At 43.0% G+C, this 19,350-nt stretch carries 15 protein-coding genes, 1 tRNA gene and 1 other RNA gene; 3 read left to right on the plus strand and 14 right to left on the minus strand.

Annotated elements, in window-relative coordinates; genetic code table 11:
• Positions 1–28 precede the first annotated feature (28 nt).
• The 12 genes from Q5866_RS11560 to Q5866_RS11610 form a co-directional block, all read right to left on the minus strand.
• Positions 29–1,114 (minus strand): redoxin domain-containing protein, encoded by a 1,086-nt coding sequence (locus Q5866_RS11560; protein WP_303180361.1) that lies wholly within the window; start codon positions 1,112–1,114, stop codon positions 29–31.
• Positions 1,115–1,119: 5 nt separating this feature from the next.
• Complete coding sequence (locus Q5866_RS11565) at positions 1,120–2,223, minus strand: TlpA disulfide reductase family protein (protein ID WP_303180363.1); 1,104 nt, start codon at positions 2,221–2,223, stop codon at positions 1,120–1,122.
• A gap of 18 nt (positions 2,224–2,241) precedes the next feature.
• Positions 2,242–3,327 (minus strand): peroxiredoxin, encoded by a 1,086-nt coding sequence (locus Q5866_RS11570; protein WP_303180365.1) that lies wholly within the window; start codon positions 3,325–3,327, stop codon positions 2,242–2,244.
• Positions 3,328–3,333: 6 nt separating this feature from the next.
• Positions 3,334–4,422, minus strand: coding sequence for a TlpA disulfide reductase family protein (locus Q5866_RS11575; protein WP_303180367.1), 1,089 nt, complete (start codon positions 4,420–4,422; stop codon positions 3,334–3,336).
• Positions 4,419–5,378, minus strand: a complete 960-nt coding sequence (locus tag Q5866_RS11580; RefSeq protein ID WP_303180369.1) for a hypothetical protein — start codon at positions 5,376–5,378, stop codon at positions 4,419–4,421. Before Q5866_RS11580 ends, Q5866_RS11575 begins: the two co-directional genes overlap by 4 nt.
• Before the next feature lie 15 nt (positions 5,379–5,393).
• Complete coding sequence (locus Q5866_RS11585; RefSeq protein WP_303180371.1) at positions 5,394–6,977, minus strand: RagB/SusD family nutrient uptake outer membrane protein; 1,584 nt, start codon at positions 6,975–6,977, stop codon at positions 5,394–5,396.
• A 9-nt stretch (positions 6,978–6,986) separates the two neighbouring features.
• Positions 6,987–10,727: a SusC/RagA family TonB-linked outer membrane protein gene (locus Q5866_RS11590; RefSeq protein ID WP_303180373.1), complete on the minus strand. Its 3,741-nt coding sequence runs from the start codon at positions 10,725–10,727 to the stop codon at positions 6,987–6,989.
• Positions 10,728–10,808: 81 nt separating this feature from the next.
• A complete protein-coding gene (locus tag Q5866_RS11595) occupies positions 10,809–11,966 on the minus strand; it encodes a FecR family protein (RefSeq protein ID WP_303180375.1) in 1,158 nt (385 codons plus the stop codon).
• 230 nt (positions 11,967–12,196) lie between these two features.
• Complete coding sequence (locus tag Q5866_RS21085; RefSeq protein ID WP_368502034.1) at positions 12,197–12,376, minus strand: Fic family protein; 180 nt, start codon at positions 12,374–12,376, stop codon at positions 12,197–12,199.
• 263 nt (positions 12,377–12,639) lie between these two features.
• Positions 12,640–14,076 carry a S8 family peptidase gene (locus Q5866_RS11600; RefSeq protein ID WP_303180376.1) on the minus strand — a complete coding sequence of 479 codons (1,437 nt, stop codon included), beginning with the start codon at positions 14,074–14,076 and terminating at the stop codon, positions 12,640–12,642.
• Positions 14,077–14,182: 106 nt separating this feature from the next.
• The gene (locus tag Q5866_RS11605) at positions 14,183–14,752 is read right to left on the minus strand and encodes an RNA polymerase sigma factor (protein WP_303180378.1); all 570 of its coding nucleotides are present in this window, start codon (positions 14,750–14,752) and stop codon (positions 14,183–14,185) included.
• Between the two features lie 403 nt (positions 14,753–15,155).
• A tRNA-Ser gene (locus Q5866_RS11610) sits at positions 15,156–15,243 on the minus strand.
• A 364-nt stretch (positions 15,244–15,607) separates the two neighbouring features.
• Between Q5866_RS11610 and Q5866_RS11615 the strand changes: the two genes are divergently transcribed.
• Complete coding sequence (locus Q5866_RS11615) at positions 15,608–16,144, plus strand: DUF5063 domain-containing protein (protein WP_099290502.1); 537 nt, start codon at positions 15,608–15,610, stop codon at positions 16,142–16,144.
• 17 nt (positions 16,145–16,161) lie between these two features.
• Positions 16,162–16,761: a 3'-5' exonuclease gene (locus Q5866_RS11620; RefSeq protein ID WP_099290503.1), complete on the plus strand. Its 600-nt coding sequence runs from the start codon at positions 16,162–16,164 to the stop codon at positions 16,759–16,761.
• Here the strand turns inward: Q5866_RS11620 and Q5866_RS11625 are convergent.
• Both Q5866_RS11625 and Q5866_RS11630 read right to left on the minus strand, forming a co-directional pair.
• Positions 16,758–17,888, minus strand: a complete 1,131-nt coding sequence (locus tag Q5866_RS11625) for a hybrid sensor histidine kinase/response regulator (RefSeq protein ID WP_303180380.1) — start codon at positions 17,886–17,888, stop codon at positions 16,758–16,760. The genes Q5866_RS11620 and Q5866_RS11625 overlap by 4 nt on opposite strands.
• Positions 17,872–18,960 carry a hypothetical protein gene (locus Q5866_RS11630; protein WP_303180381.1) on the minus strand — a complete coding sequence of 363 codons (1,089 nt, stop codon included), beginning with the start codon at positions 18,958–18,960 and terminating at the stop codon, positions 17,872–17,874. Before Q5866_RS11630 ends, Q5866_RS11625 begins: the two co-directional genes overlap by 17 nt.
• Before the next feature lie 228 nt (positions 18,961–19,188).
• Here Q5866_RS11630 and ffs point away from each other — a divergent pair.
• Positions 19,189–19,288: signal recognition particle sRNA small type (ffs, locus tag Q5866_RS11635), an RNA gene on the plus strand.
• Positions 19,289–19,350 lie beyond the last annotated feature (62 nt).

Consider the following 19,350-nt stretch of genomic DNA (forward strand, 5'->3'; position numbering starts at 1 on the left):
AACAAACATCTATCATTAAAATAACATCCTATATTCCAACTCGTTTGTAGAACAAAAGACTTTTCACGAACACCCGTTTAAACAACGACTGATTAACGGGAGAAATAAACCACCCGGAGCGCAATACACCGTCTACTTCCACGAAAATATAACGCGGAAGAGCCCCTATCACGTAATCTTTCATGAAAGCACTTTTAGTCTTGTCACAAAACAAGTTTATCATCCACCCCGTTGGTTTTTTCCCCGTCAATATTTTTCTCCATTTGTCCATATCTTCACTCGCGCCCACGGCAATATTCACGAACTCGATACCGCCCTCTCCCCATTTTTCATTCACTTTTTTCGCTTCAGCAAACGTATCCAACTCATCAGCACCATTCACGCTATCCAACGCCCACACGCAAATAAACACACATTTTTCCTGAAAGTCCGTCAATCGAAACGTATTTCCCTTGTCATCCGGCAACACGATTTCGGGTGCGATCGCATTTTCCCGAACAGGAGTGTACATCTTCTCCAATTCATTCACCCGCTCCACAATTTCCCGGTTTTTCATACAACATCTGAAAACTTCAAATACAGGCTCCAGATCTTTACTCATCCCATTCACTTGCAACTCCCGCTCCAACAATCCGAACGCGTAAATCTGACGCACTTTTTCACTCTTGATGCCATACAAGCACTCCTTCATACGCGTATAACTTGTACTCCCCTTATTCACCCGGAAATACCAATCCAACACGTTCTTCAAATCCCCCGGTGACAACAATTCCAACTCGGGAACATCCGGATCCGTACTCAATTGACAGGGGCGCAATTTTTGCAAATCTGCAGGTCTCCCACCAATCGCCTCCCAATACCGAAAAATATTTTCCCGCTGGTACGCGTGCCACAACAACGTGGCTTGCCCTCTCTCTTGGGTATCATCAATCCCACGCACAAGTTCGTTAGCCCGGGCATCCATCCCTTTCAACGCCTGCATATAGCTGTCTATTGAAAGCGTCCCGTCCACATTCTCGTAAATCTTCTTTATTTCCGGGTAAGATGTTTGGGCATGCAACTCCCCTTGTAGTAGCACCAAACACGCTACTATACAGCATACTACACTTCTCATACTCATTATTTTAACATCTCCAACAATTTATTCCGCAAAACTTCTCGACGCAAAGATTTCCCCGCGACAGTTCCATCTTTATCTAGTACCACAATAAAAGGAATACTTCTAATATCCAAAGCTTTACATATTCCTCGTTCCAAATCAAACCCGTACCGGTTACGAACACTTAACCACTCCAACTTCTCTTCCGCATTGGCTCGAGCCCAAGCCTTCGGCGAATTATCCAACGACACACTCACGAACTTCACGCCTTTCCCCTCCAATTCTTTATACAACGTCTTCAAATATTGAAGCTCCTCCCGACAGGGACCGCACCAAGATGCCCAAAAATCAATCACGTACACGCTTCCGCCCCAATCCTTCAATGTCAACGAATCTCCTGCTATCGAACACACTTCTATTTCGGGAAATTTCTTCCCGTTAGCCACACTTTCCACCCGCTCCAATTTCCGTTTCAACGCCTTGCCTATCTCCAACCGCTTCACTCTCTCCGACAACAATTCATACATCTTTATACCCTTATCGTAATCGTTCTTCATCTCCATCAATGCAATATGGGCAGAAGCTATATTATCCGGATTCTCCTCTATAAAAATACAAGTTTCCTTAAACCTCAACTGTTGAAGTTCATCTTCAGCTTCAAACGAAAATATATTTTCCATGCTAACATTCTTTTCCGACATCTCGCTTGCTTGCTTTTCCAACATCTCGCTTACTTGCTTTTTCTGCATCTCGCTTGCTTTTTTTTCCATCTCCATTTCATATTTCTTGAAACAGTCTTGGGCGGGCGAACCTTTCAAATTCTTCAAATGAGTTCCTTCAAGAAATTCTGCGACCAACTCTTGTCCGTCCAATAGAACCGTCATCTTCTTATCATTCACCTGCAAAACATAACATCCCGGTTCCTCCAACTCCCCTTTCAAAATGAACTCATAATTATCCAAATCCGCAGATGCCAAAACACGTGATTCGGAATCATTCGCGCGAATAAACACCGTCCCATACTTCATACCCGGTACACGCCCTTTCATCGTAAAACAATATCCCCCGGCTTCTGAGCATCCCCACGCGCAATACAACAGTATAGCTATTATCACTAATCTCATAATCAAACAAATTCTATTTTACTTCAACATATCGAGCAAATTCAGAGTTTTCTTATCTCCAAATTGATGAGAAAACTCGGGCATCCCCGGAGCTATATACCAGGCATCTCTCAAAGAACCATCCTTGTTGACAAACACGTAACGAGGCAACCGGGATATACAATAATCCCGCACGAAAGAACATCTTTCCACATCACAGAAAAGAAAGTCTACTTTACCCGCCTTTTCATCCACCTGTTTTCTCCACGCCTCCCGTGCATCCGCTTTCCCCAAACAAACACAGAGGTACACGAACCGATCGGTATTATTATATTCATCGGGTAAATCCATGAACCGACTTATTGCCTCGTTCTCCTCCATTCCTGCCGAAAAGACTCCTATAAACACATGTTTACCCTTGAAACCAGAGAGTTTCACGCTCTCCCCCTTTCGGTTTTCCAACACGAATTCAGGAGCGGCAGCCCCCGCTTGAAGCGGACGGTATTGCTCCACCAACGCTTCCACCTCTTTCACGGTTTCCGGAGTCTTGGAACACCAGCGCACATTCTCGCAAATCTCAGCCACTTTCTTCCCGTATCCCTCTTGTTCGAATGTTCTCCTCAAAAAGGGCAACACGTAAGCATTACGTATTTTCTCACTTTTCACGTTAAATAACACGTATGAACAACCACTCAAATTCATTCGAACCACATTATACACCTCCAAATAATCATCTATCAACTCCACCAGCATCTCTTGCGGCAACAACTCCAAATCCGGACTATCCAAATCAAACCCCGGATACAAACGCTCTAGTACACCATGTACAACAGTTCGCTCCGCCCTTCGTTTTCTCAAGAAATCACAAGCATACGCAAAAACCTCTTTTATCTCTCTAATCCGCATACCCCTAGTGTCATTTTTCGGAAGAGTATTCATTAATTTCTCTGTTTGAGCATGTGCGGCACTCAAAGCCTCCTCAAAACCGGCAATATCATTCGCATCAATCACCTGTTGATAATTCTTTGCCATTTCAGCAAACCGTTCATCTTCTTGCGCGAAAAGTATGCATGGCATCAACCAACAAACAAACAATAATATACTACAAATAAAATATACTCTCATCTCGTACTATTCTTGTAACAACTCCATGATTTTCTTTTTCAACTGCCAATTTCTCAAATTACGAGCAACGATACGACCATCTTTTATCAATAAAATATATGGTATACTATTAAATTTAAACTGCTCTCGAACACCTTTTCCTTTCTTAAAACCGTATATATTCCGCACGCTTTTCCAAGGAATCTGTTCCTCCACACACGCTTTCTTCCAAGCCTCGACCTTATCATCCATGGAAATACTAATCATATTTACCCCGAATTTATGCACTTCCGGATACATCTCTTTCAAATAAGCCATTTCTTCGCGACAAGGTGCACACCAAGATGCCCAAAAATCAAGCACCCATATCCCCGGAAAACGTTCTATCACCTCTGTTTTTCCTTCTTCAGTTTCCACCTCGATCGGGGAAACTTCACGTCCCAAAGCTAAACCAGCAAATACCTGCGTTTCTGCATACAATCGTTTACCCAATGTCAACTGCTGCATTTCTGGCGAAAGCAACGCGTACATTTCCATCCCTCGCTCGTAATCCCTATTCAGCATACCCAATGCCTGATATACCGAGAAAATACAATCAGGATACGCTTGTATAAAATCACGAACAACACCGTATTTTACTCTTTCCAACCCGAAATACTCAATTGTTTTTTCGTCCAAATTAACTTTATCTTCCGGATGTTTCCGCGCCTCCCTATACTCCCGTCCGATTCGTTCCTCTTCCGGCTTGTACTTCTCCTCCATCCATTTCTCGAGCAACAGATTCATCTCCCTTACTTTCCCCTCCGTCAAGTTTACCCTTTCATTAATAATATCAATAACAACCTTCGTCTTCCCCTCATCCAATAGCAAAGGATGTTCCCAGTGATTTATTTTCAATATATACTCTCCCGGTTCCGGCAAATTTCCTTTCAACGAGATTTTTCCATCATCTATCTCGGAAGAAAAAAGAACATTTCGGGCGGAATCGGCACTTACAAGAAGTGCCGTTCCGTATTTACATCCTTTAATCTCTGCCGTCAATTCCATCCGACAGGTACCCGGTGCAGTACATCCCGCCCAAAATAAAATCCCCAAAATCACTCCATATCTTATCATAAATCCGACCGTTTCCCAAGTGTTTCCTGCAATTCCGATACAATCGATTTCATCAATTTGTATTTCTCGACACACAATTTAAACTCACCATACTTCTCTTCAAACGCCGCATCATCTCCCAGCAACACTTCTTTCACGTAATCGGCAATATCCTGAATTACCGTAGGACAAGTATATTCTGTTAGTTTACCGGTCTTTTTATTTACTGTAAATTTCTTTCCTTTATCATACGACAAAAAACCGAATTTACGACAATCTTCATCCCAATCCGTATCTTTATTCGTTTCTTTCATGGACACTTCATACAACGGTTTATTCATTACCTTATCTACTTTCCCCACGGAAAAAGAACAAAAAACTGTCAGATTATCAGACTCCATCCCATTCATGTAAGCCGCATACTCTTCCGCCAATACAGTTGCGCCCAAACTCTTTTTATCTATTTCTGTCTCCTTCTTCTCATACAAAGCAACACAAGTTGTTCTTCTTGCTTTAAATACATCTTTCAAATAAAGTGTATTCTCATTAACATTACTTTTATTTATTAAAGAATCAACCAACAAGAAACTACAAGGAGAAGCTCCATTCAGCAATCCCGGTATCACTTCATCACGTAAAAATTCCATCCCTTGCTTTATCTTATCCCGTTCCGTAAGTAACGGATACATGTAATTATAATGAGAGTTTACATTATAATTAATCCCCAAAACCTCGTAACGATACATCGGTTCTCCCAGTGAATTCACCCCGCGTTGAACTTTGGCAATTGTATCGTTATAAAAAATAGTAACACCCGTTTCCTTGTAAATCTCATAAGCCAAATGTCCTAATTCGTCATCCGAATCTTCCAAGACAAACCAATTCGTTTCTCCCGTGGGAGATAAATTTTCATCATCATCATTGCATGCCGCAAAGCACAACGCAACACCTAATAACAAATAATTCAATATCTTCATAATCTAATATTAATTCTATTTTACCGCTTTTCTTTCTTCACGTTCTTCATTGAGTTCCAGTCGACTATTCAAACGATGTTCTTCGGCCGGAATAGGAAACACCCAAGCCGGATCTTCTCCATAGGGAGCTAAAACATAAGTTTCATCAAGCCAACTATGAGTTATTTCCTTCTTTTGCGGATACTTGCTATTCACGGCATATCGACGTAAATCCAACCACCGGAATCCTTCAAAATTAAATTCCAACCTACGCTCCGCGCGAATAGCCGTCATCAAATTCTCCCCATGTAGCGCAACAGCTTCCGGTTCCGCTATTCGATACCGACGTAATTCCTGCCACAATTGATTAGCCTCATCCTCACGTCCCACGGCTGCCAACGCCTCCGCTTTATTCAGATAAGCTTCTGCCAAACGTAATGTAAAAACATCGGATATTCCACCATCATCCCATTTTTTTAACTTGGCTGGTAATAAATATGGTATCATTACAGGAAACCACCCACTCCAAGAAACAACTTGTATCTTAGCCATCCCCACCATATAACGGAAATCATTACCCTGTGACTGGTCCGGCACTAAACGATTGTCATTAAAAGCATCTACCAAATCATCAGAAACACCATAAAATGGACTAAACAGGTTATCCCCAGGATCAGCATCCCACACGATTTCATCTCCTCTTATGGTACCTGAACCAAAAAAATACCGTAACCGATAACCTCCTTGAGAAAATATTACTTCCGGCGAATGACTCGTTATCAGACTTTGTGAAGCACTCTCGATTAAAGTATAATCATCCAACCGATAAACATTATCTTGCAATAACGTATCACACTCGTTAATCACACCCTCGTAATTCTCCATGTGCAAATAAACTCGGCTTAAAAACAAGCGGGCAGCCTCCATTGACGCACGATAAACAGACTTTCTCCCGTATCCGGAAAGCCATTGAACGGCATTTTTCAAATCGGCAACAATCTGCTTGTACACCTCGGCAACGCTAGCCCTGGAAAATCCGCCCTCCTCCTCGTAATCCTCCACGTAGGGACTCAACTTTAAAGGCACTCCCGGATCTTTATCCGCTGTCTTCACGTCATAAGCCCTCGAATAGATATTGAGCAACCACCAGTAATACGTGGCACGCAAAAACATTGCCTCTCCTTTAATTCGATTATAATCAGGTTCATCCTTGAACTCTTCCGCCTCATACAGCATAATATTCAACGCGTTGATATGCCGATACAATTCACTCCACGCCAGATTATCCGTGGAACCGCGGTTATCATCTGTTAAACCACCTCTCCAAGGATCTCTTTGCCAAGCGTAAATTGCAGAACATGACATATGATCACCTTGCCCCATTAGTCCCACTCCATCATATTGCAGATCATCATCCAAAAGATGCATCCAAGCAGGTACCGAACCATTCCAATTGCTGCACTCGTCAAAAGATGCTATCGCGTACCCTTCTCCAATCAACAACTGGTCCAAATCATTGAGCGAATTCACATAAGTCAAATTTTGTGCATCCTCTTCCAGAAAGTCACTACAAGACCATCCGAATACCAGAAATACAATTAAATATAAAATCTTCTTCATAATCATCAACTAAAATGAAACATTCAAATTAAACGAGAACGTCGGACGCAATGACATGTTCAACTGAGGAGCACTTCCCGACTGCGTGGCAGGATCCTGTCCTTTCAGCTTCTTGTCACAAATCATAAACAGATTCGTGCAAGCAAAACCGATATAAGCCGATTTCATAAATAATTTCCGACAAAAACCATCCGTAAACTGGTAACGCAAAGAAAGCGATTGCATCTTCAAGAAATTTCCACTTGCAACCCGAATATTCGAATTGTCATACATTTGCCAGATATTATCCGCAAACTTGTAATCATTATTATTACACCAAGGCTCGTATAGCGAACGATCAAACTGAATCCCTGATAATATCCCGGGAATATTCGTGTATCTCTCGTCACCGGGCTGACGCCAACGATCGGAAAACTCTTTGCGTACATTCTCGGTTGGAATTGGGGCTATCGACCTATTTATTTTATTCATATTAGGATACATTTGCAAAAGGCGAACCTTTGATCCTAGACTATACGTCAAATTAAATGATAACGTGACCCCTTTGTAAGAAAAAGTATTACTGATTCCACCTTGAATTGTCGGTACGCGAGTTCCTGAATGTTCCATCACTTCCATAAACACGTCCTCCCGTTCCATATCGCGATATTTTTCCCTCAAGTCCACCGCGTTCTTTTTCGTTTCCTCGTTAATATCAAACAAGGGCAGACCATTAGCATCCACGTAGCAACCTTTTTCTGTTTCTCCATTCACCATCGAACCGGTATTATAGAACATCGGTCGACCATCCCGTTCACTCAAACCGGCAAAACGATAAGAATAAAACGTATTCACCGGGCGCCCCACGATAAGCACGCTTCCATTCAAATATTTATCGTAAGTCGGTCTATTCTGTAAAGAATTGTCTTTCACTTTCTTTTTGTTAAGCAATTGATTCAACACCGAGCCGAGCTGAGGATCAATCGACCAATGAAATCCCCGAACGTTTCCGGTTGAACGGAAATCAAGCGGCACAATTCTCAAGGAAATTTCCGTACCCTTGTTCTCCACGGTTCCCTTGTTCATCGTGTATGACGACCGTCCGTTCACGGTTGAAATAGTCTTCGTCAAGAAGGCCTCTTTGGTCTTTTTGTAGAAATAAGACACCGTACCGTTCAATTTCCTTTTAAAGAGCGAAAATGTCAATGACACGTTGGTGGAAGAAGTTTTTTCCCATTTCAAATCGGGATTCGGATAGGTCACAATTTTGGCATAAAGTTCACCCCCGGCATTGGTCGACCCCTCTTTCGAAACGACCAGCCTTGAACTCTCAGTGGGTAACATATTCCCTTGATAACCATAAGAAGCCAAGAGAGAAAGTTCATTGATCCAATCCGCCCCTTCCAAAATATTTTCCTTAACATTCCATCGACCGGAGAACGACCAGATCGGGGCAAGCTTTTCGTTAGCCCTGCTACCGAATTGATTGGATTGGTCGAAACGAATATTGGCATTCAACACGTACCACATTTTATACGCGTAAGACACGCTCCCGTACCCGGACAACAAATTCGATTTCGACGACTTGCGAGTGGAAGGATTATTATTCATCCATTTTACAAAACTGTCATATTCTTTTATATTATCAAGTTTAGCAACAATCCCCCCCCGATCACGCATATACCCTCTCTGGGTATGCTTGAATTGATCCGATTCTGACGAAGAAACTTCAAAACCCGCCATAGCACTTAAATTGTGGTTCTCTTGAAAAGTTTGAGCGTAACTCAACTGCAAACGTAACATATAGTTATGTTTCTGATCGCTTTGTTTCTTAATTTCACCACCCATTGGGCAAAGATTACTCGTTCTACTATCCGTGGTAGTCCCTACTTCATGACGCAAATCCCCTATATAATAAGATTTTTCACCATACCAAGTTTCTTGATCGGAATTCGAAAAACCATAAGCCAGCGTCGCACTTAAGTTCAAGGGATCAATAATCTGGTAACCCACTGTCGTGTTAAAATTGAACGAATATTGATTGATATCGTACGAGCTATTCTCCACCTCGTTCAAGATATTAAAATAAGAACCGGCATAGTCACCTTTTTTATAAAACCAATAAGAACCATCCGGGGTCGTGGCAGGTACTGCACGGCTAGTATGATAAGCATAATTCATCACGTTCACCTCGGTAGGCGTATATTCCCTTTCCTGCGCATTAGCGTCCATGCCCGCCTGAACCGAGAATCGATTAAAATGAGCCGACATACTCATGTTTGCCGTATAGCTTTTATTCGCCTCCCGTTTCGTGGTCCCTTTGGCATCATTGTAACCGATAGAAGCATAATAGGTCACGTTTTCACCACCACCGGATACACCGATCGTGTGCTTGTGAGAGAAAGAATTCTGTCCCAATAAACCGAACCAATCCGTGTTCAATTGTTCCAAATAACCAATCTGTCGGTTCATTTCATTGAAATCGATACGATTCTGGTAATAATCCCGCATAACACCTTCATAACCTACCCAACTATTAAAAGAAGGGAACTCCAACAAAGCCGCGTCCATCTCCCGGCTATAAGCGATTCGCTCCTTGGAATTCATCATATACACGTTACGGTCGCTATAATGCGGACGTCTTGTAAAAGTTCCCGACAAAGCATAAGATACCGACGGGGCACCTTTCCGACCTTTTTTCGTCGTGATCACAATAACTCCATTCGCGGCACGAGCCCCGTAAATAGCGGTAGCCGAAGCATCCTTCAACACGTCAATCTGTTCGATACTCTCCGGGTCCAACCCTGAAATCGCGTTACCTAACAAGTTCACGAAGTCCAAATCGTTCAACTGTGTCGGGTCCACGTCCACCGGATCGGTTCGGACTATACCGTCAACCACCCACAACGGTTCCTGGTTTCCCAACAGCGTGGAAGTTCCCCGGATTCTCAACCGCGGTGCGGCTCCCAACTGTCCGGAATTCTGCAGGAACATCATACCCGGCACGTGTCCTTCCAGCATCATATCAATCGTGTTCAACCCGGGAACCCGAATATCATCTGCTTTAATCGAGGTAATAGCGCTCGTCAATTTACGCTTATCCACCTGCTCGTACCCCGTGTTCACCACGACAACTTCATCCAATTGATTCGACGACTCTTTCATTACCACGTTGATCGTATCCTTCCCGGTGTACGCCACGGTCTGCGTTTCCATTCCCAAAAAAGAGAATATCACCTCGATAACATCCGCTTTCGGCACAGGCAGAGTATATCTTCCCTCCATGTCCGTTGCCGTTCCCCGGCTCGTTCCCTTCAACACTACCGTCACCCCGGGAAGCGGAGCTTTTTTCTCGTCCGTGACCTTTCCCCTGATGATGAGCATCTTCTTCTCGTCCTTGGGCTCCTCTTTTACCTTAATAACAACAATATTGTTGTCATAAGAATACATCAGACCGTAACGAGGTAACAGATCGCTCAGAAAAACCAAAAACTCCTTATCCTTCACGTCCAAATTCTTCACAACTTTCCCTTCCATTAAATTCAAGTCATAAAGAAAATCGCAAGCAACTTGTTTACTCACTTCTTGTAACACATCGTTCAAAGAAGCTTCTTCCACATGTAAAGAGACCTTTGCCTCCTGTGACAAGGTTGTTGCATGAACCGTCATACAAAAACCAAACATCAATACACTCAACAATTTCATGTTAATTAACATCTTACGATACAAAATCAATCGCCTAAGATTGACACACATTCGATTTTTCTCCATATTTTTGTTTGTTAGTAAGTAAAAATATACTTTTTGACCGTTCCAAAATCAAGAAAGTATATGGTTATCAGGTTGGAACCTTTATTTCCAACCTGTTTTTCTTTTTACCGTGATTACTTTATCCTTTATTATAAATTCAACATTTCCAGTTTCTTCAAACTTATCCAATAAATAAAGAAAATCATCATACCGCTTCAATCGTCCCGAAAACTTATTGTTCTTCAATGCTTCATCCATATAAAACACCTCCAAACCATACCACTTCGCCAGCACGTCCATGATATTTTCCAAAACCTCCCCGTTAAAGCAATAGAATCCATCTTTCCACGAAGTATAATACATCGTCGTCACACTCTTTTTCTCCGCATTCCCCGTCACCCTGCTAAACACCACCTGATGCCCCGCCTGCAACTCAAAACGTTGATCATGGTCACAATCCACTTGCAAACGCCCTTCCTCCAACGTAGCGATAATATCATCCTGCTCCGGGTAAGCCTTAATATTAAAAGAAGTCCCCAACACCGTCGCATCCATGTTCAACGCATGCACGATAAACCGCTTTGCCGAATCTTTAGCTACCTCGAAATAACCTTCCCCCTTCAAATACACTTCCCGATTTTTCCCTGAAAACGCCTCCGGGAAGCGAAACTCCGAATCCGCATTCAAATGAACCGTTGTCCCATCCGCCAAAAGCACCCGGTACTCCGCTCCCGCGGGAACCGTGATCGTGTGGTACGCCACCTCCTCATTCTCCTCCTTGCCACCATCATTCGTGCATATCAACGTGCTATTATCATTCTCTATACGCAAGAAACTATCCTTCACGATCACCTCATTTATTTGCCCCGCACGCAACGGAAGGACCTTCCCGTTATCCAGTTTCAACGTCACCAAAGTACAATCATCGGCAAAGGTATTCGCCCTCTCCACCACCACGGGACTTTTAAACAAGAACGTCAAACCGATCAGGAGCAACGCCACGGCAGCCACAGCCCCGCCATACCACAAATTACGCCGCCGATTCCTCCTTCTCCACCTACGTCGGATAGCCTCCATTCCCGCCTCGGCATCCCGCTCCAACTCTTCCTGCAACGTTTTTCCCACTCGCATTCCGTCCAATACTTGAACAATCCTCGCACCATCCCCTTGCTGAAGCCACTTCTCAAGCTTCGCCGAATCACTCGCGGACAATTCCTCACCCCCGAAATAATCAACCAATATATCTTCAATTTCTCTCATTCACGTTCGCTTTTTATATATAATCTACAAAAAAAGACAAAAGGGTGACAGCAGAGCAAATATTTTTGCAAGAAAAAACAGGAATCAAGTTATATCATCGAAAAAATGTATCTTTGATGGAAGAATAACACAATTACTAACACGAGGGAATAGAAATGGAACGAAAAATCATAGCCAAACTCAAAGCATGAAACTCAATCCAAAATCGTAAATCATAAATCTAAAATCTATCAAGAATCACTTGGCAAAGAATTATAAACCGCCAATCCTTTTACCGTTAACAGATATCTTTGCCTTGGATGTTTAGGATTATTAGGGTAGAGCATCACAACAAAACCCTCTTTCATGGCAGGATTCAGATAATTTGCTATAAAGTTCTCTCGGTCTTTTAAATTCATGACCGCAAGCATGTCTTTAATTGATAATTGCCGTTCTGCCAATACACGAATCAAAGTTTGTATTGCAACAGAACTTGTCGGGTGCTTGTCGGGTGTTGTTCCTCAATCCATTCTGATGGAGGATTCACAACCATATACAGCCAGAAGCCCAATAAAGGTCTTCTGGCTGATATTCAATAAAGAAGTCTTATTATTTTGTATATGGACAAGAAAGAAAAAACGAGATCCATTTTATTGAATCTCGTTTTTGTATTTAGAATTGTTCCATGAAAAAATTATTCTCCCGCCATACGTTCGGCAATCTTCACTGCCTGCAATGCATTCAAAACGCCCCCCGTAACACACAATTCTTCGAAATTCACCACTTTTGCCACGCTCTTCCTTCCTCCAAAAGCACGAGGCAAATCAACACGACGCCCTTTCCACGACTCCACACCTTGCAAAATCGCCTGTTTTACTTGTTCCGCAGTCAATTCCGGGAAATAATTCCATATTAAAGCCGCCACCCCGGTAACCACGGGAGCCGCCATACTGGTTCCGGAAAACTCTTTATACTGATTATTCAATACGGTAGAATATATATGTTCACCGGGTGCGAAAAGATCAACACTGATTTTCCCGTAATTACTGAAACGGGAAACCTCCCCATATGGACCTATCGAACCGACACAAATAAAATTCCGTAACGTTTTCTTCCGGCTTAAAAATTTATTCGGATAACCAGGATATTCATCTAACGGAAAACTATCATTCCCGGCAGCTTTCACTATCAATACCCCTTTACTCTCGGCATAACGCATAGCTTTATACACCAGCTTCTTGTTCGGGGAAAAGAATTTATTAATACTCATATTAATCACCCGAGCTCCATTATCCACAGCATAATAAATAGCCGATGCCACATCCTTATCCTGCTCGTCACCTTTCCCGAGCATTCGTACGAACATCAGCTCTACATCCGCTATCCCGTTCGCACCCGATTCATCGGTCGGTTTCGCACCCACGATTCCACCTACATGCGTCCCGTGCATTGCGTTTGCCCCAAGCAAATTATTATTTCCGTAACAACGTATCTTCAAACTATTCAAATCATCACCCACGGATTCGCGCATTTTCTGCCTCTCGTGCATAACCTCAACCTTCTTTCGATAAATTTTCGATGAATCCGGATACAAACGCAAAGTAGAAAAAGGCATAACCAACTCGACAAAATAACGATACTCCGCCTTTTCCTTCCTCGAAAGCTTCATTGTATCAACATTCGCAAACTTATCGCATAAACGCAAAAATTCCCAATCCGCCGCCACGGTTCCGGGGACATCACTTCCATCGGGTAAACCCAAAAAATTCCAACCATGAACGTCATCCACGAACCCGTTATTGTCATCATCAATACCGTTCCCGGGTATTTCTTTCCGATTCACCCAAAGCCGATCTTTCAAATCCCGGTGCGTCACATCTCCCCCGGCATCAATAATAGCCACAACGGTTCTCGCCTTGGGTTCCCGTCCTTTCAGGTAATCGTAAGCCCTATATATATCCGCCCCGGAAACCGTATCGACCTCCATACATCCCCAATGCCAATCGCGGGGCAACTCTTGAGGTTTTAATATCGCGACTTCGCTAGATTGCCCTTTCTTCATCTCCTCTTGGGCAATAAGCCCTAAAGGCAATAAAAATATCAATAACTCCAAAAAAACTATTGCTTTCATTTCTCTCATTTTACTATTATACACTTACATACGTGGAAATGCCATCACGCATTCCCTATCCATATTAAAATCTATAAAAAGTACCTAAAGGGTGACAAGCAACAAATTATTTTTTTACCAGAAAAATAAAAAGGAAAGGTATATCATTATCTTTCATCTCCTTACGAAGGAATTTCAATGCCCTTGACAACTGGGTTTTCACGGTATTCTTAGAGATTTCCAACCGCTCCGCCACTTCTTGGTAAGACATACCATCAACAAAAACCATCATAAACACTTGACGCCGCTCCGCGGGTAACAAATCAATCATTTGATAAACGACCTTGATAATATCTACCTGCTCCTCCAGTTGTATCGTGTCTTCTTCAGACATCACTTCCCGGGAAAAAGATTGGTAAAAATCCTCTTTTCGCCGCGCTTCTTTCAAATAAGTTATAGCTGAAAATTTAACCGCTTGAAAAATATACTTATCCAAACCGGATTTCAATGTCTTGTAAGGCTTCGTGACCCAGAATTTAGCCAAATAATCCTGCACGATATCTTTCGCCACCTCCTTATCATTCACCACTTGATTCGCGAAAAGCACCAACGTTTTATAATACGTATCGTATAGCAACCGAAAAGCTTTCTCTTCTGTTTCACCAAACATACGAAGTATTTTCTCTGCTATCATCATTTTCGCATAACGTTTAAATACGCCAAAAAAGTTGCACAAACCAGCAACATTGACGGCTTCAAAAATATAAAAAATATACAAAACACCAAAATCAACGAATCATTCTAAAATAAAACCTCTCCCCACGCCCCTTGTACTCCCCTTACCCTACCCCTTCGCAACCTCATGAACGTATCATGAACGTACCATGAACGTATCATAGACGTAAATCTGCGTTCATGATAGGTTTATGCCTCGAAAGAGCAGCACTTGTAAGGTTGGGGAAGGGGATGTCAAAGAGGGGGATGACTCGGAACAATGTTCCTCGAGAACGCGTTACGAACCCCGCCGTCCCTTCGTTCGAATCCCTCGAAAAAAAAGAGAGTCAGACACTTGTTCCAACTCTCATTCATCTCAATTTCAGCGGAAAGAGGGGGATTCGAACCCCCGAAACCCTTTAGAGGTTTACACGCTTTCCAGGCGTGCCAGTTCAGCCACTCCTGCACCTTTCCGGATGCGGGGACAAATATAGAAATTATTTTTGTATCATCACGTATATTCTTATCTATTTTTAACTGGAAATCTAAAACGATTTTTCTCGCGGGGCGTATCAATAGTACAATTTCACCGGAGGGAACGTGAGATGAAACGGTGAAACTAAAGAGATTGCTAGCATTAGGAGAGAGGGAATTCCCGGTGTCACAACTAGGAAAAAGTGAATGTAGATTGTTGCTAGTCTCGGTGCGGTTACTTCGCTAATGGACGTAACCGCACTTTCTTTACATGGAAAATTTACCATAATTACCAAAAACTTGTCTGCTTTTTACGTATAGTCTAAGATATTTGGTAATTTCGCGGTAGAAAATAAAAAACGTTATGGACGATTTACAACACGTGGGATACAGCAAGGAGGTCATTGAATTTGTGGCCGTGGCAAAGGAATTTTGCGGGTATTTAGAATCCGCGCAAGAGGAAGAAAGAAATGATTTTCTCTCCAAAGTGCAGAAATTTATCCCGTTAATCTATTTGAAGGGGAGTTTGTTGCCGGATTGCGAGAGTGACGAAATGGGTATGCTGGACGAAGCGGTGACGGAAGAGGATTATAATATGCTGCTCGCATCCCTGCACGGGATACTCGGGGAACATGACGAGTATCTTGAAGTTTTTGACGATAATATGCAATACAGCGAAACTCCCGTCGTGAACTCGATATCGGAGAAGCTCTGCGATATATACCAAGATCTAAAGAATTTTATTTCCTCTTATCGCAGCGGCATGGTCGACGTGATAGCGGAAGCCCTGTGGCAGTTAAATAACAGTTTTGAATTATACTGGGGTAAATCCTGTGCCAGCGTGTTAAGAGCGATTCATCTGGCGATTTTCAAAGTGACCGACACGAGCGAACCCCAATAAAATCCAAGATACTAAACATGGAATACCAGACAAAGATAAGTGAGGAGGAGATAGAGGAGTTACCGCTCTTCACGTTTGACGGAGAAATCGTCGTGATAGATCACGAGAATAAGGTTCAAGCGGCCGTGGAAGATTTGCTCTCGTATCCCTACATCGGTTTCGACACGGAGACGAAACCGGCATTCAAAAAAGGAGTGACACACCAAGTCGGCTTGCTCCAGTTGGCAACAGATAAGCGGGTGTATCTATTCCGCTTGAACAAGTGCGGATTCCCGAAAGAATTGCAAGCACTTCTGGCAAACGAGGAGGTCACGAAAGTAGGCGTGGGCATACGGGACGACATCCGTGGGTTGAGAAAATTGGGGAACTTTACTCCTGCCAGTTTTCTGGACTTACAGATTTTCGCCAAAGCGTTCAAGATCGAGGAAATGTCTTTCTCGAAACTCATGTCTATCATATTTCATGTAAAGATTTCAAAACGACAACGCACATCCAACTGGGAAGCCCCGAAACTTACACCCGCCCAAGTTCATTACGCCGCGACAGACGCGTGGGGTGCGCTCAAAATGTATAAAGCGTTGAAATCCGGGAAGAGTCAACTTCAACAAGTGTCCTAATTCGGGACTTTATCGGACACGGGAATGGAAAAATAAAATGTTGTTCCTTTACCCTCCTTCGAGTTAAACCATATCTTCCCGTGGTTCATTTTCACGAAATCCTTGCAAAGTTGCAGTCCTAACCCGCTACCCTTCTCTTTTTGAGTCCCGTAAGAAATGAAATGCAAGCCGTCCGCGAACAGATCCCGTTGATGCTCTTCACTTATTCCTTGCCCTTTATCTCGCACGGACACGATCAGATACCCGTCCTTTTCCTCCCCGTCAATGTTTATTTCCCCGCCCGTGTAACTGAATTTTATCGCGTTTGACAGTAAATTGCGCAACACGGTTTTCATCATGTTTAGATCGGCATGAACCGGAAAAGCTTTATCCAAGTGATTGTACACTTTGATCCCTTTGGCCTCGGCGATATTTTCCTGCAATATCACGACATCTTTGGCTGCCTCGGAAAAAGAGAACGTCTGCAAAACAGGTTTCAATACCCCGTTCCGGCTATTGCTCCACAGCAACAGGTTTTCCAGCAACAAATACGCCTCGTCCGTTGTTTCCTGCAACATCTTGATCAGATGCTTGATATTGGAATCCGGAATTTTCTCTTTCTGGTGATCTATCGCCTCAAGAATCATTTTCAACGTCCCGATCGGGGCGCGCAAATCATGCGCGATAACCGAATACAATTTCTCTTTGGAACGTACCACATTTTGAATTTTCTCGTTCTGACAAGCAATAATTCGTTGAGATTCCAGTAAAAGCAACTGATTGTTTATACGCAGCATCAACTCTTTTTTACTCAGCGGACGGGAAATAAATTCCACTTCCTCGTAATCCGCCACTTTTCGAAAATCCTCGTGCCGGTTGGGAAGCGTCATGTAAAGTATCGGGATATGCTTGGTTAAAGTACTCTCTTTCAATTGACGCACGACAACAATACCTTTGCCGTCTTCCAACCCGAGGCGGACAATGATCAAGTCCGGCATCCTCAATTTAGCGAGTAAAAATACCTCGTCCGCCTCCAGAGTGGTTATCAACTTGAAATTCTCCCCGGCAAGCAGACTCTTCATTTTCTCCAGATTCGAGATGGAATCATCCGCCAAAAGTATCGTGTATTCGCTATGATCTATATGCATGCGCCGCAAATTTATAACCAATTTTTGACAAAAGCTCCTTGTAGAGCCGATTAAATGTCTCCGCCTTACCCGTCAACTCATCCTTTTCATCCGCGTTGGACGTAATCCCCTCATGGATAGATTTCCACATGGGAAACATGGATTCGGAAAAAGTTTGCAACTCCGTCTTCAATAAATTCAACTCGTTCTCCGCCTCCCTGTATTTGGTCACGTTATGCCCGATCAAATGAATCTCGATGTGCTCCCGTCCCAATCGCACGGGATAAGCGTACCACTCGATAAACACCACCTCGTCACGTCGCGCCAATTGGGCATGGAAGGTCAACAAGGTATCGGTATGTTTTGTCACCGCCTCCAACTGCTTGGAAGAGATATCCATTTCCGTCATCAAATCCCCTATCCTGCACCCGATAACATCGTCCGGGCTGTCACCGAATAACGAGTAAAAGGTCTTGTTGGAAAAACTGATATGCAGATGCCTGTTAAGCCTCAAAATGTAGTCCACCCGGTTCTCGATAAAATCCTGATAAAGAGCGTGATGTTTCACCAGCTTGCGCAATATCAACTCTTTCTCCAACGCACCCGACAGTACAGATGCCACCTGAATCAAAAAATCAATCTCCTCCTTTGTCCACGGCTCCTCGTCATGGCAGCGGCTCAAGCATAAAAACGAGAAAAGATGACTCGATATATATAACGGTAAAAATATCGCGCACCGTACCTGCATGGCATGCATGATATTCTTTAACCCCTCGTTTGTCACCTCGTTTACATCCCGTATATATATATAATTATCCCTTTCCAACTCCCGCTCGAGTTTCCGGTCATAGTAGAAACTTCTCTTTTCGTCCGTTTCCGGGAACACGGATTCACCGTTTTTCGTCCACTCCTCCGATATCGTGAAAGTCATATCATGGTTAATACTCACGATATACACCTGATCGGCTCTCTCGTGTTCACCCAATCTCCTTAAAGCTTGTTTCACGTTTTTGTTTAATCCCACGTTAGTGGATAATAATACATTCAAATCCGAGAGAAACTCCGCCCCTGTCATGTTATTTTCTGTTTGCATACGTTCGTTTGGATCGTTTAGTCCTTAATAAATGCTTTCAATTGTCACTATTTATACCCGAATTTCACACTTTAGGTTACATAAATCCCTATTTTTATATAACAACAATAAAATACATCTCCAAATAATCAACTATTAGCCAATATATTAAATTCTCCTTCATATTTTCCTGTACAAAAAAGGTAGAAAACATTTGGTAACTGAGAAGATTTTTGTACTTTTGTGCCCGGGTAAGTCCTATGCGACCAGCTCCTGTCGAACTCCCCCAGGGTCGGAAGGCAGCAAGGGTAGATGGTTGTAGCGGTGCGACATAGTCAGCTTACCCTTTTTGGAAATGCCTCTTTAGCTCAGCTGGCCAGAGCACGTGATTTGTAATCTCGGGGTCGTTGG

Origin of the sequence: uncultured Butyricimonas sp. (genome assembly GCF_959596855.1) — a bacterium.
Taxonomy (GTDB): domain Bacteria; phylum Bacteroidota; class Bacteroidia; order Bacteroidales; family Marinifilaceae; genus Butyricimonas; species Butyricimonas muris.